This window comes from Thiocystis violacea (genome assembly GCF_016583565.1).
In the GTDB taxonomy this organism is placed as follows: Bacteria; Pseudomonadota; Gammaproteobacteria; order Chromatiales; family Chromatiaceae; genus Thiorhodococcus; species Thiorhodococcus violaceus_A.
This window is the reverse complement of record NZ_NRRF01000005.1, coordinates 106990-119908: the sequence shown is the minus strand read 5'-3', so window position 1 is coordinate 119908 and position 12919 is coordinate 106990. Positions and strand designations below refer to the sequence as shown.

The following is a 12919-nucleotide window of genomic DNA, read 5'->3' as shown; positions in this document are numbered from 1 at the left end:
GACGCCCCTGACCCAGCCGTTCCGACCACCTGGGTGCCGGGTCGCCTGGTTAGGGGGTCGTCCCCTCGTCCCGCGCCGGTGCCGCCCTGGCTTGCCGCAGTCTCCGCAGCGCCTGATCGTAATCGAAGCGCTGGATTTCGTTCTCCAGCAGGACGGCATCCGCGCCGAGCGCGGTCTGGAAGAGGTCGCGCGAGGCGCGCCAGAGATTGCCCGCCTGGGTGTCGGCACTCTCCAGCAGGGCTTCCAAGGCGTCGAGGCGCTGATTCGCGCTGGACCGGTCGAGCGGCGTGCTCGGCTGCGCCTGGGCAGGACGAAGGCTCGCCGCCGCGCCGTCCTCGGCATGGGTCGGATCCGCGGGGTCGGGCAGCCAACGCAGGAGGGCGGCATAGAGCAGGGCTGGTGCCACCGGCTTGGTGATATGGTCGTTCATCCCGGCGGCGAGGGATGCCTGGCGATCCTCGTCGAAGGCGCTGGCGGTCATGGCGAGAATGGGCAATTCGGTCTTGCCGGGCAGTCGACGAATGGCACGGGTCGCGGCCAGTCCGTCCATGACCGGCATCTGCACGTCCATGAGCACCAGGGCGTAATTCCCGGTCCGTACCCGCTCGACCGCCTGCTGTCCGTCGTCCACCACCTCCAGCTCGAGATGGAGGCGGCGCAGGAGTTCGCGGGCGACTTCCTGGTTGATCGGGTCGTCTTCCGCCAGCAGCAGCCGGACACCCCGGTAGTCGCGCGCCAGGATCTCCTCCGGGTCGGTCGTCGCCGGTGCGCGCGGCTTGGCGCGGAACGCCGTGTCCGACATCCCGTGCATGGGGACACTGACCCAGAAGGTGCTGCCATGGCCGAGTTCGCTCTGCACCCCGACCGCGCCGCCCATGAGTTCGGCCAGGCGTCTGCAGATGGCCAGTCCGAGTCCGGTCCCCCCATAGCGGCGCGTGGTCGAATCGTCGGCCTGGACGAAGGGCTCGAACAGCCGCGCGCACTGAGTTGGCGTCAGGCCGATGCCCTGGTCGCGCACCTCAAGGCGCAGCCGCGGGGGCTGGCCCCCATCCGCGACGACCTGGGCATCGACCTGGATGCGGCCCTGGTCGGAGAACTTGATGGCGTTGCCGACATAGTTCAGGAGGATCTGCCCCAGGCGCAGAAAGTCGCCTCTCAGTAGGCCGGGAACGGCTGCATCGATGCTGTAGCCGAGCGCGAGCCCCTTGGCGGCCGCCCGCTCGCCGAGCAGGCTGAAGGTATGGTCGATGACCTGGGCGAGCGAGAAGGGACTGTCCTCCAGCGTCAACTGACCGGCCTCGATCTTGGAGAGGTCCAGGATGTCGTTGATGATGCTCAGCAAATGCCCGGAGGCGGCGACCACCTTGGCGATCTGCTCGCGCGGCTTGGGGTCCGTCAGCTCGCGCTCCAGCAGATGGCTGAGGCCGACGATGGCGTTCATGGGGGTGCGGATCTCGTGGCTCATGTTGGCCAGGAAGGCACTCTTGGCGCGGTTGGCCACCTCCGCGGCCTCCTTCGCCTCGGCCAGGGCGACCTCGGTGCGCCGGCGCGCGACGATACGCCAGAGATTGTCGGCGATCAGCTCCACCTGCTGCAGGTCGGTCGCGTCGTAGTCGCTCGCCTTGTTGCCGACCCCGATCAGCAGCCGCACTTTCCCGTCCTCCCGAATGGGGACGCCCAGGTGACGGGTCAGCTGGGTATGCCCCTCGGGGTAGCCCTGGCGCCGTGACAGGTGCTGGAAGTCGTTGTGGACCACCGGCCTGCAGGTGCGCACGGTATCGGCCCAGACGCCGGCCCGCGACAGGGGATAGTGGCTCTCGAAGGGCGCCGTGCACTGCGCGCGGGTGCGGGTCGACCAGGTCACGAGCTGGATCGTCTCCTGGTCCGTGTCGAGCAGATGCAGATAGCCGCAGGCGCTGTCCGTGATGGCCTCGATCATGTCCAGGCCGCGTTGCAGGAGTTCCGGCTCGTTCAGGTTGGGGGCCAACTGGCTCAGATCGAGCAATGCCTTGAGCCCCAGTTGGCTCTTGCGCAAGTGGCGGTTGGCGCTCTCCAGCTCGGCGGTGCGCGCCCGCACCAGTTCCTCCAGATGGTGACGGTGGAGATCCAGCTCCCGATTGGCCTTGAGCGTGGCCTCTTCGGCGCATCGGCGCGCGGTGATGTCGAGATGAGCCACCACCAGGCGCGGGGCGCCCGAGCCGACGAAGCGCATGGCACGCATGGCGAACCAGCGTTGCTCATCGGGGGAGTGGCAGGGATATTCCAGCGCGAAGTCATCCTGCTCGCCGTTCAGGATGGCGCGTATCCCGGCGACGACGCTGGGGACCTCCTCCGAATTCGGGCCAACGGCCTGCTCGCAAACCTCCAGATAGTTGGCCCCCTCGCAGACGTTGGCGCTCAGCGGCGGGTTGGCCTGTGCGAAGCTGCGCCAGGCGCGGTTGACGGTGAGGATCTTGCCGGTCTCGTCGAGAATGGCCAGGTGCTCGGTCAGGGAGTCCAGCGTCGCCTGGGCGAGACGTTCGGATTCACGCTGGGCGGCTTCCGACTGCAGATTGAGACTGATGCGCTCCATGAGTCCGTGCAGGGTCACCATGCCGATGGCGCGTCCGTCCGCGTCGAGCACGGCGAGCTGGCGTAACTGCTGCTCCCGCATCGACTGGGCCGCCTCGGGCACCGGGGTGTCCTGACTGAGGGCGCGCACCGGGGTGCGCATGACATCGCGCAAGCGGACGCCCTCGATCCCCGCGTCGGCGGCCTGCGCCAGCAGGCGCGGAATGTCCCGCTCGGTGAGGATTCCCAGGGGACGCCGCCCGTCCACCGCCAGGGCATAGGCCGCGCCTTGGCGCAGCATCAGCGCCAGTACCTCCGCCAGCGGAGTTTCCGGGGACAGGAAGGGGAGATCCCGATCGATCACGGCCGTGAGATCGCCAAGTCGCTGCAGCGAGCGCAGCCCCAGGTGATGGCGGAAGTCGGTTTCGCTGGCGATTCCGACGGCGCGACCGGCCCCATCGATGACCACCAGGTGACGGATCCGATGGCTGAGCGCCAGACGGTAGGCCGTCGCGAAGTCGGTCTCCTGGATGGCCGTGAGGACCGGGGAGCTCATGACCGCGCGAATGGGGGTGGCCGGATCCGTTCGCAGGTGCAGAAGACGCAGGAGATCGCGCTCGGTGAGAATGCCGACCGGCGTGGCGTCGTCCAGCACCAGGAGCGAGGAGATGCGCGCCTGCGCCATCTGCCGGGCGGCCTCGGCCAGGAGAGCGTCGGGCGGCAGATGCCGGACATCCCGGCTCATGATGTCGGCGAGCGTCAGATCCAGGGTCGGTTGCATGCGAGGGACTCGCTAAAGCGTCGCGCAGAGACCGCGACCCTTTGAACTGTAGCACGAGGGCCGCATGGACAGCGTCGCGGCGGCGTAAAGCCCTGGAGTGCCGTTCCTGGCGCGACGGTGATGGGCCTGAGCCAAGACCCCGTGCGTCCGGGGCTTGTCGGACCGGTAGCTCGGTAGGATGGGCAAAGTTCGTGCTCTGGCCTCGAATGCCGTCCCGGCGCCGGACGGACGTACCCATCTTGCAAAGCGCCGAGCTGGAATGATGGGCACGCCCGTCGAGCGACAGCGCTCCCGGCGGAGCGGATCGCGCGGGCTTTGCCCATCCCACGAGATCGGTCCGGTCTCTCGTCTTCAGGACATCACCTGGGGCTTCTCAGACCTTGAAGTGCCCGACCAGATCCTGCAGCTCGGCGGCCAGTTGCGCGAGCTGCTCGGAGGCCTCCGTGGTCTGGCGGGCACCCTGGGCATTGCCCTCGGCGGCGTCGGAGATGCTGGTGACGTTGCGGTTCATCTCCTCGGCCACGGCGCTTTGCTCTTCGGCCGAGCTGGCGACCTGTGTGTTGACATCGTTCAGGGTCGTCATGGCGACCGTGATGGCTTCCAGGGAGTGCTCGGCCTCGACGGCGCGCCCGCGGCTACTTTCGGCGTGCTGCTGGCTTGCTTCCATGACGGTCACGGCGCGGCGGCTGGCCTGCTGGAGCCGCTCGATCATGGTCTGGATCTCCTGGGTGGAGGTCTGGGTGCGGTTCGCCAGCGAGCGCACCTCGTCAGCCACGACCGCAAAGCCGCGTCCCGCCTCGCCGGCGCGGGCCGCCTCGATTGCCGCGTTGAGGGCGAGGAGATTGGTCTGCTCGGCCACACCGCGAATCACGTCGAGAATCTTACCGATCTCCTGGCTATCACGCCCTAGCTCGCGGATGACGTCGGAGGCGTTCTGGACCTCTTTGGCCAGCTGCTCGATCTGCGACATGGTGCCGTAGACGACGTCCTTGCCCGAGACGGCGGCATCTTGCGCGGCGTGCGTGGCATCCGAGCCGTGCTGGGCGCTGCGGGCCACTTCCTGTGCGGTCGCGCTCATCTCGTTCATGGCGGAGGCGAGCTGGTCGACCTCGTTGCGCTGCTGGGCGATGCCGGCGTTGGTCTGCTCGGTGATGTCGGCGAGATTGGTGGCCGCCTGCGCGAGCTGCGAGGTCGAGCCGAGGATGCGCCCGATCAGATCGCGGAAGTTGTCCATCATGGCGTTGAACGCCTTGGACGCCTGGCCGATTTCATCCTTGTTGTCGTCGGGTAGCCGGTGCGTCAGATCGCCGTCGCCTTGGGCGATGCCCTGGAGTCCGATCGTCATGTGCCGGAGCGGTTGGGTGACGAAGCGCGAGACGAAAAAGTAGAGGATGAGGAAGACGGGCACACTGAGTAGGGCCGCCATGCCCAAGATCTTGATGGCGAACCAGCGCACGTCTTCATTCACCTCGTCGAGGTTGATCTCCATGCTGACGGCGCCGAGCACCTGGCCCTTGGAGGTCGGTAAATGGCATGTGGTGCAATTCTTGCCGAGATAATTCTCGCTTGAGATGGCGGCTGCCACGGCGCGCAGTGTGCGCTTATCGTCGGAGAGCGCGAGATAGGGCTCGCCGGTTTCGAGCACGGCACGTTCGATGTCGTCACGCGGTTGCTCGTGGTCCGTGCCCTCGCCGTACATCTCGATGACGCGCTTGCCGCGCAGCACGCGCAGATCATCGACGTTGCGCAGCTCAACGATCTGATCGAGAAAGGCGGCCCGCTGGCTGATGGTGCCTGTGATCATCATGGTGGTCAGGCCGGCGAGGGTCATCTCGTGCAGGGTGCTGGTGAAGGACTCGGCCTGCTCGATCGCGGTCTGTCGCTGCTGATCGGCGGCCCACAGGATGAGCCCCGTCCATGCCGGTACCAAGATGAGCCACATCGCCCCTAGAAGCCGAACCCAAATCGGGAAATCGTTGATTCTTCGCATAGCGGTTCTCGCGTCCTCTCATTGTCTGGCGGTTGAGCCGACCCCCTTCCTGAGTCGCAACGCGGGCTGGCGTCCGTCTCGCGTGACCCGTCGTGAGGCCATCGTTCTTGATATCGGCGTCGATCATCCTTCGGACCAGTCGTCTTCGGTCGGGTGGACAAGCGCAGCGCAGTCCACCAACAACGGCGCGGGATTCGGTGGACTTCGCGCTCGCTCGTCCACCCTACCGGTCCAACGGATGACCAGGGCCTTGATCTCCGCGCCGACCAGATCCGGCGAAACAGCCGGGTCGGCCGGCGGATGCTGCAAACTCTTCGCCGGCGGCACGGGCACGGGGCCGCCTAAGGCGTCTCCTCGAACAGAAGCCGATTATCGGCCCCAGTCTCACCCCGCATCTGTGAATAGAGTTCCATTACCGGCGACCAGTCGAGCTCCGAGAAGCGCTGTTGGGCCTCCGCGACCTTCTCGCGCAGCAGCGTCTCTGACTTCCGCGCGACCACGGCCGCGTGGCGACCGATGCCCTCTTCGCGGATGAAGAGGCAGGCGTCCATGAGGTCTGCCAGCTTGACGATGTAGGCGAGCGCAGAGCCCTGCAGCGCCTTCTTCAAGCGCGTGATCTCCGGGGCGATCTCGCCCTCGATGCGGGTCAACGGGTCCTGCTCGCCGCTGATCTCGGCGATCCGGCGCTTGAGCGGCGAGGGCAGGTCGCCCATCAGCAGTTCGGGCGTGTCGTGGGTCAGGGCATATTCCAGGACGCGCAACTGCGTCTCCGCGGGGAGTCCCTCGCCGAGGATGCGTCGCATGAGTTCGCGGGCGATCATGGTCACCAGGTAGTGGTGCTCGGCCAGGGTCTGGCTGCGCGCGCAACGCACCGAATGCCAGCGCGTCACATGACCCGAGCGCGCGATATCCTGCATGTTCAGTTTCAAATCGTTCATCCAGACTCCCCTGTCAGGGTCGATGTCTCGATCACTAGTATTTTCTGGTCACGAAGCTCCAGCTTCGTGACCTCAGGCTCAAATCGGGACGAAGATTGACAGTTCCTTCGTATTTCGGGCAGCCCTTTCGCATTGAACACCCCTTTTTCGGGGTGTAGCATCACGGCCCCACCGCAGCCGACAGAATCCCTGAGTCAAAGATCCCCGCCATGCCACTGGATGCCGAGTGTCTGGCGCAGCTCAAGCTGCGCCAGCAGCCTTTCGACGAGGTCCCCAGCGAGGACTTCCTCTACACGGACCCGCTGCTCGAGAGCCTGGTCGAGACGGCCTCTCATGCGCTGCGCGCGCCTGGCGCCATCGTCATCCTGGCCGGGGCCGAGGGGTCTGGGCGCAGTGTCCAGTTGATGCGCTTGCTGGGCGCGCTGGATGACGGCTTCGAGCTCATCGCCTTTCGCGGTCGGGCCAACATAGCCTTCGACGCCATCGACGTCACGATCCGCAATCACCTGCGTTCCGGGGGCTTCGACGACCCTCGGCGGACGCTCTCCGAGCTACTGGGGGAGCGCGCGCGCGCCGGGGTGGCCCTGGTGCTGGCCATCGATGACGCCCATCTGGTCGGGGCCGAAAGCGTCCGCCGGCTGCTGCGCATCCGCGCCGAGATCCTGGAGGCGGGCGGGCAGGGGTTGCGGCTGGTCGTGGTCGGCGACCCGTCTTTCAGCCGCGGCAGCCTGCCGCTGCCCGACCCGATCGACGACGCTCAGGTGGTGCGGCTCAATCTGCGTCCCTTCAATCTGGAGCAGGCGGGGGCCTATCTGAGGCATCGCTTGCGCGTCGCGGGTGTCGAGGACCCCGACACCTTTATGACTTCGGGCGACATCGCCGTGCTGCAGACCAACAGCAAGGGGCTGCCTCGGGCCTTGGATCGCAACGCCAACGCCTGGCTGACGCGCCGCTGCCGCAGCACGGGCGCGGCCAAACCCTCCGTGACGGCCAAACTCAGCGGTTCGAGGGGCAGTGCAGCCATGCCGACTCAGTCCCGCTTCGACAGACCGCCGGACGACGATCTGCGGGCTCGCGTGGATGCGGGGAATGAGGTTCCAGAAGGCATTCTTGAGCTGGAAAGCGAGGCCGAATCCCGTCCGTCCGCCAGGGTCCAGCCGACGGACCCTGAGCTGTCCAGGTATCTGGTCGGAGAAGATGTCCGGCGCGACAACGAGGATTTCGAGCAGATCCTGCGCCACGTGCGGCAGCACGCGCGCAGCCAGACGCCGGCGCAACAGGCGGAGCTGGCGAGCGCGCCGGGCTCCGCATCCGCCACGCTGCCTTATTGGAACAGGCCCTGGTTCATTCCGGTCATCGTCCTCGTCGTCCTCGTCGCCATTCTGATTCCGGTCGGATTTCAGCTCATGGAGCAGGCGCCCCGCCAGGTGCCGAGCCGCGACGCGGAAGTCCAACCCGCGTCGCCCGAGGTGAAGGCACCTCCAGGGGATGCGGTCGATTCCGGCCAGACGCGGGCGCTACCCGCGCAGACGCCCGCGGCGCCGGTCGCGGTCTCCGAGGCGCCCGAGCCGTCCCCGCCCGTCCCCGTCGAGCCGGTGGAGCCCGAGGCGGATTCCGAGCCCGTCGCGCCGGAGGAGCCCCCCAGCGCAGTCACCGCGCAGCCAGCGACGGAAGGCGCGGACATGGCCGAGGATCTCGATTGGCTCATGCGCCAAGACCCCGAGCGGTTCACCGTTCAGTTGGTCGCGGCCGCGGACCTCGCGACCTCCAAGGCGTTCATGGCTCCGCACGACCTTGGTGGCATCCACTACATCAAGACGCGCACCTATGTGATCGCGCTCTTCGGCAGCTTCCCCAATCGCGCCGCCGCCTCCAAGGCGCTGCCGGATCTACCACGGGCCGTGCGCGACAATGGTCCCTGGATCCGCACCATCGGATCCATCCGAGGCTCCTTGCCCTGACGCGCGAACAGGTTACGCTGGTCTGGTTGCGACTGAGAATGGGACGCCGGTCACAAAGGCAGAGGGCCGCCGCTGCCTGCGCGGCCTCTTTGGCTAGACTTCAGTGTGGGGGAGAGCGAGGGCTGTCTGTTGGAAATCCACTCGAGCGCCGGCTTCAGTTCAGTCAGGCCGTTTGCCCAAGCGGGTGAGCCGCGCCAGGCCGCGCCCGCGGTAGCGGACGCCGGCGTCGCGGCCGAGTCGGACCCGTCAGCGCCGGATACGGCCGACGAGGAGGCGCGGAAGGTCGGTGCCGCGCCCCAAGCCGCGTCCGCGGAACAATCGCTGAGCGACGAGGAGCTGCGCGAAGTGCAGCTGCTGAAGCAGCGCGATGCGGAGGTGCGTGCCCATGAGCAGGCGCATATGGCGGCGGGTGGCCAGTATGTGACGGGTGGGCCGAGCTACTCCTATCAGCGCGGCCCCGACGGCAACAGCTATGCCATCGGCGGTGAAGTCGGCATCGATACCTCGGCGATCTCCGGAGACCCCGCCGCGGCCATTGCGAAGGCGCGCACCATCATCCGGGCCGCGCTGGCGCCCGCCGAACCCTCGGGGCAGGATCAACGGGTGGCGGCCGCCGCCCGGTCGATGGAGATCGATGCCCAGCGCCAGCTCACCGAGTTGCAAGACGCGCGGCGCGAGGCCGTGGTGGCGGGAGCGGCATCGCCAGGCGCGGCGGACGAGGCGTCTGCCCAGGGAGCGGCTGAGGATGCGTCCGCGTCGCCCAGCTCGACCAGTGCCTCCAACTCGGCCGGAATTGGCGCGCAAGCCCGCCTCAAAGAGCGGATCGCCAACCTCTTCGCGGCTCCCGTCGAGACTGTCGTCAGCCAGTATGCCTGAGTGCTCAGCGCTTCAGCCGGGTCTCCAGCGGTGGCTTCCAAGGTCTGCGGGCGCCTGTGCCAAGCCGTTCAGGCGGTGACGTCGATGATCGCGCCAACACCCTCGCGGCGCCCCGTCGAGGCGCCCTCGGAGAGCCCCGCCGAGGCGTCCGGAATGCCCTGGACCAGCTGCGTTGCCATGTCCGCCTGCAGATCCATTGACTTCTTGAGTGTCGCGACCTCCACGCCTGTCCCCGACTGCGTGCTCGCCGTCGCGGGTGTGTAGCTCGGGAGTGCGTTTACCGATGAGACGTCCATGGATGGACCTCCGGTCGTCGACCCGTCCGCTGGGTTTCGTGTGGAATGATGGGGCAACAAAAGCCTTGTGTACCCAAAAGACTTGTGCGCCCAGTGTCAAGTCTAGACGTTCGGCTCGATGCGATGCCGAGACTCAGCACTCAGTTTGAGCTTGGAGGCGGCAGTTGTCAGTTGTCAGTTGTCAGTTGTCAGTTGTCAGTTGTCAGAGCTGTGCTGGGGTGGCAAATCTCAAGTTCCTCGTTTCCTGGCCGTTACAGCTTCGAACCAACAAGGAGATCACGCGATGCAACTCTCCCGCGACACGACGGAATCGGCGGCTGTTTCGACGTCCGAGACCCCGCGGCGACTCGCTCCGGCCGCTGTCATGGCCGGTTTTCTGCCTGCGTTTCGTCACCTGGAAACCGGTGAGGTCAGGCTGTGCAAGATGGAGGATGGCCGCCTCTCGCGCGAGCATTTCCTGGACGGTCTGCCAGATCACTGGGTGCTGGATCGCGACCAGAAGGGCCGACCGGCGTCCCTGGTCTATGCGATCGAACCTGGTTTCGTCAGAGGCATCGACTTCTGGTCCCTTGGGGATTTCACTCACCCGGCACTTGACGGCTGAGGGCTTGCCGGGTGTTCGCTTTGGACTGCGGAAGAAATGGAACGCCGATGAACCCAGTGTCCGAGCGACGGTTGTATCCGCGTTTGCCAATGGAAGTCGAGGTCGAGCTGCACTGGCCAGGGCATCCGCTCTGTATCGCGCGGACCGAGGATCTGAGCAATGGCGGTGTGCTGCTGATTCTCAACGGCGAGGAGCGTCCGCCGGTGGGGGCCGAGGTGCGGGTCCGGGTCGCTGGACTGCTCGGTGGCGATGAGCAGGCACCCATGGTCGCGGCGACGGTGGTGCGCCATGCCGATGAAGGCGTGGCGGTGAGGTTCACGGACGATGTCTGAATCTGATGCCCCGGTCATTCAACCCGCGTGAGGTGCGATGATGTTGCTGCCACGTGTCGGACACCCGCTGTTCTCGACCCCAGGTCAGAGCGGCTCGGGTCAATCTCCGCGCCAGGCGCCCGGTCCGGCACCTGTCACTTCAGCTCCATCCAGCTCGGGCGGGGATGTCCTGGATATCGCCGAGGAGGTCGCCTTGCTGATGGAGCAGGATCTCGACTACCAGATCCTGCGCAAGGCCTTCTCGCTGGACGAGTCGCGGGTGACGGAAACACTGCATCGGCGCGAAGGCCGCGCGGACGCCGCGGGCCAGCTCGATCTCTCTGGCGATGTCCGCTCGGGCGCTCGGCACGCCGGTCTCGCCCAGGGCGTCGTCGAGGGTGCGAGTTTCAACCTGGAGGTCGATTGGAGCCAGATGTCGGCTTCCAGCATCGAGTTCTCGGCACGCAGCCAGGACGCAAGCCTCGCCCTGCAGGTCTCCGGCGTCGCGCGCGAGCGCCTGGATCTCGATCTCAGGCTCGATGCCTCGTCGGGAGTGCAGCTCGGCGATCCTCTAATCCTGGATCTCGGCGGACAGGGTGTTCGGACCACGGGCGTGGACGCCGGCGTCCTCTTCGATCTCGATGGCGATGGCCGCTTGGATCAGACCAGCAGCGTTCGTGCCGACAGCTGGTTTCTGGCGCTGGACTGGAATGAGAACGGCCGGATCGACGATGGTCGCGAGCTCTTCGGGGACCAGAACGGGGCGGCCAATGGGTTCGAGGAGCTGGCGCGCTACGACTCCAACCAGGACGGGCGGATCGATGCCGGTGACGATGTCTATGCGCAGCTGCGCCTGTTGCAGATCAACGGGGACGGCGAGCAGTCGACCCAGTCCCTCGGCGAGGCCAAGGTCGTCTCCATCGAGCTTGGCTACCAGAACACCCGCAAGGCGCTCGACCTCTACGACCAAGTGGCGCAGACCGCACACTTCACCCGCGAGGACGGGAGTCGCGGGGAGGCCGCGGATGTCCTGCTCGGGCACAAGCACCTGGCATGATGTCGATGGCCGTCCCGGCGTCGCCTGGGTGGCGATACCCGCAAGGATGTCGGCTCGTTCACAGAGCTGACAATTCCTTGGCAGGGCAGCGGTCAGGTCGACAATCGATGCTGCTAGACTAGGCGGGGAGGGGTGACGCCCTCGGAAAGGCGGATCTCGCACGGCTGCGGGTGCCCTGGGCTCGGCTCGGCAGCGGATCTCAGTGCGTGTCCCAGCGATTCAGTGTCTCCCTTAGCCTAGCCCATCGATGCAGGAAGCCGACCATGCAGCAGACCTCCGAAGAATTGGCTCTACTGGCCGATCTGGAGCTGACCCGGGATCTCGCCGAGGGCGTGCGCGCGGAACTCGCCTCCGCGTGCCGCTTCGAGGATCTCGCACCCAAGAAGCGCGTCAAGGTCGCCGATGTGCACGGCGATCGCCTCTTCCTCGTCGACGGCCACGTCGTTCGGCTGGCTCAGGGCGTCGGTGAGCGGCTGCAGGCCTTTCAGGGGCTCAGCGAGCCGGTCGACCTCTTCGGCGACTCCCCGCAACCCGAGGATTGCTTCGTTTCGGAGACACACTGCATTCTGCTGCGCATCCCCGGGCCGGCGCTGGAGGCCGTGCTCTCGGCCAGTCTGGAGGTCAGCGATATCGATCTCGACCCCACGGAGGCCGATTTTCTCTCCGACCTCTACCGTCTCATCGCCAACAACACGCTCGCGCTGCCGGCGCGGCCCGAGGTCGCGCTCAAGATCCAGGAGATGACCAATGATCCCGAAAGCGGGATCGCGGAGCTGACCGAGATCATTCAGTCGGATGGCACCATCGCCGGTGCGCTCCTGCACGCGACCAACAGTCCGCTGTTCCGGGCCGCCAAGGAGATCAAATCCATTCGCGACGCCGTGGTGCGGCTGGGCTTTCGCAACACGCGCATGCTCGCGGTCAATCTTGCGCTGCGCCAGGCCTTCAAGGCCAAGAATGCCGTGACTCAGGAGGCCATGCAGAAGGTTTGGCGGGAAGGCGTCCTCACCTCCGCCTATAGCTATGTCATCGCGGACCGCATGAAGGTGCTCGACCGTGAGCGTGCCCTGCTCGGCGGGCTCGTGGCGGGGATTGGCGCGGTGCCCATCATTCAGTTCGTCGAGATGCGCGACCTGAATCCGCGCCTGGACGCGATTCACTCCCTGGTCGGTAAGCTCTCGAGCATCACCGGGGTGCTCGTCATCAACTACTGGGGCCTGGGAGACGACCTGGTCGCGGCGGCCGAGCATTTCGGCGACTGGGGCTATCGGGCCGCGCGGCCGGATTATGCGACCATCGCCACCGTGGCGCGCTGGGCGGCCCTGCGCAGCGAGGGTATCGAGCCTCCGGATGCCGCGGGCGTGCCGGGGTTCGAGGTACTGGGCCTGGCGACACCCGAGCCTGGTGGCGGCATTGCCGAGCTCGACGCCAGTGTCGATGCGCTCGAGGCGCTGAAGTCGATGTTCAATCTGTAGTTGGCGATGGTCGATCAGTGGGAGCGGCGCCCCGCCGCGACCGGGCGTCCGTCGCACCGCGGGTGGAGTGCCCGTCTCGG

General features: G+C 66.7%; 10 protein-coding genes. 6 read left to right on the top strand and 4 right to left on the bottom strand.

Translation table 11 applies throughout. The features are described 5' to 3' along the window. Positions 1-49: 49 nt before the first annotated feature. From CKO23_RS03590 to CKO23_RS03580, 3 genes are all read right to left on the bottom strand, one after another. Positions 50-3331 (bottom strand): CBS domain-containing protein, encoded by a 3282-nt coding sequence (locus tag CKO23_RS03590; protein WP_200328381.1) that lies wholly within the window; start codon positions 3329-3331, stop codon positions 50-52. A gap of 373 nt (positions 3332-3704) precedes the next feature. Then, positions 3705-5321, bottom strand: coding sequence for a methyl-accepting chemotaxis protein (locus CKO23_RS03585; protein ID WP_200328380.1), 1617 nt, complete (start codon positions 5319-5321; stop codon positions 3705-3707). A 341-nt stretch (positions 5322-5662) separates the two neighbouring features. Then, on the bottom strand, positions 5663-6259 hold the full coding sequence (locus CKO23_RS03580) for a YfbR-like 5'-deoxynucleotidase (RefSeq protein WP_200328379.1): 597 nt from the start codon (positions 6257-6259) through the stop codon (positions 5663-5665). A gap of 209 nt (positions 6260-6468) precedes the next feature. On the opposite strand from CKO23_RS03580, the gene CKO23_RS03575 reads away from it, so the two are divergent. Beyond that, positions 6469-8220, top strand: a complete 1752-nt coding sequence (locus tag CKO23_RS03575) for an AAA family ATPase (RefSeq protein WP_200328378.1) — start codon at positions 6469-6471, stop codon at positions 8218-8220. Between the two features lie 129 nt (positions 8221-8349). Then, positions 8350-9096 (top strand): putative metalloprotease CJM1_0395 family protein, encoded by a 747-nt coding sequence (locus CKO23_RS03570; RefSeq protein WP_242482188.1) that lies wholly within the window; start codon positions 8350-8352, stop codon positions 9094-9096. A 68-nt stretch (positions 9097-9164) separates the two neighbouring features. On the opposite strand, the gene CKO23_RS03565 is transcribed toward CKO23_RS03570, so the two are convergent. Beyond that, positions 9165-9392 carry a putative motility protein gene (locus CKO23_RS03565; RefSeq protein WP_200328377.1) on the bottom strand — a complete coding sequence of 76 codons (228 nt, stop codon included), beginning with the start codon at positions 9390-9392 and terminating at the stop codon, positions 9165-9167. Positions 9393-9675: 283 nt separating this feature from the next. Here CKO23_RS03565 and CKO23_RS03560 point away from each other — a divergent pair, with 283 nt between their 5' ends. The 4 genes from CKO23_RS03560 to CKO23_RS03545 all read left to right on the top strand — a co-directional run bounded on the left by CKO23_RS03560 (position 9676) and on the right by CKO23_RS03545 (position 12839). Beyond that, the gene (locus CKO23_RS03560; protein WP_200328376.1) at positions 9676-9996 is read left to right on the top strand and encodes a hypothetical protein; all 321 of its coding nucleotides are present in this window, start codon (positions 9676-9678) and stop codon (positions 9994-9996) included. 47 nt (positions 9997-10043) lie between these two features. Continuing rightward, on the top strand, positions 10044-10328 hold the full coding sequence (locus CKO23_RS03555; protein ID WP_200328375.1) for a PilZ domain-containing protein: 285 nt from the start codon (positions 10044-10046) through the stop codon (positions 10326-10328). A 40-nt stretch (positions 10329-10368) separates the two neighbouring features. After that, positions 10369-11364: a hypothetical protein gene (locus tag CKO23_RS03550; RefSeq protein ID WP_200328374.1), complete on the top strand. Its 996-nt coding sequence runs from the start codon at positions 10369-10371 to the stop codon at positions 11362-11364. 263 nt (positions 11365-11627) lie between these two features. Further along, a complete protein-coding gene (locus CKO23_RS03545) occupies positions 11628-12839 on the top strand; it encodes an HDOD domain-containing protein (protein WP_200328373.1) in 1212 nt (403 codons plus the stop codon). Positions 12840-12919 lie beyond the last annotated feature (80 nt).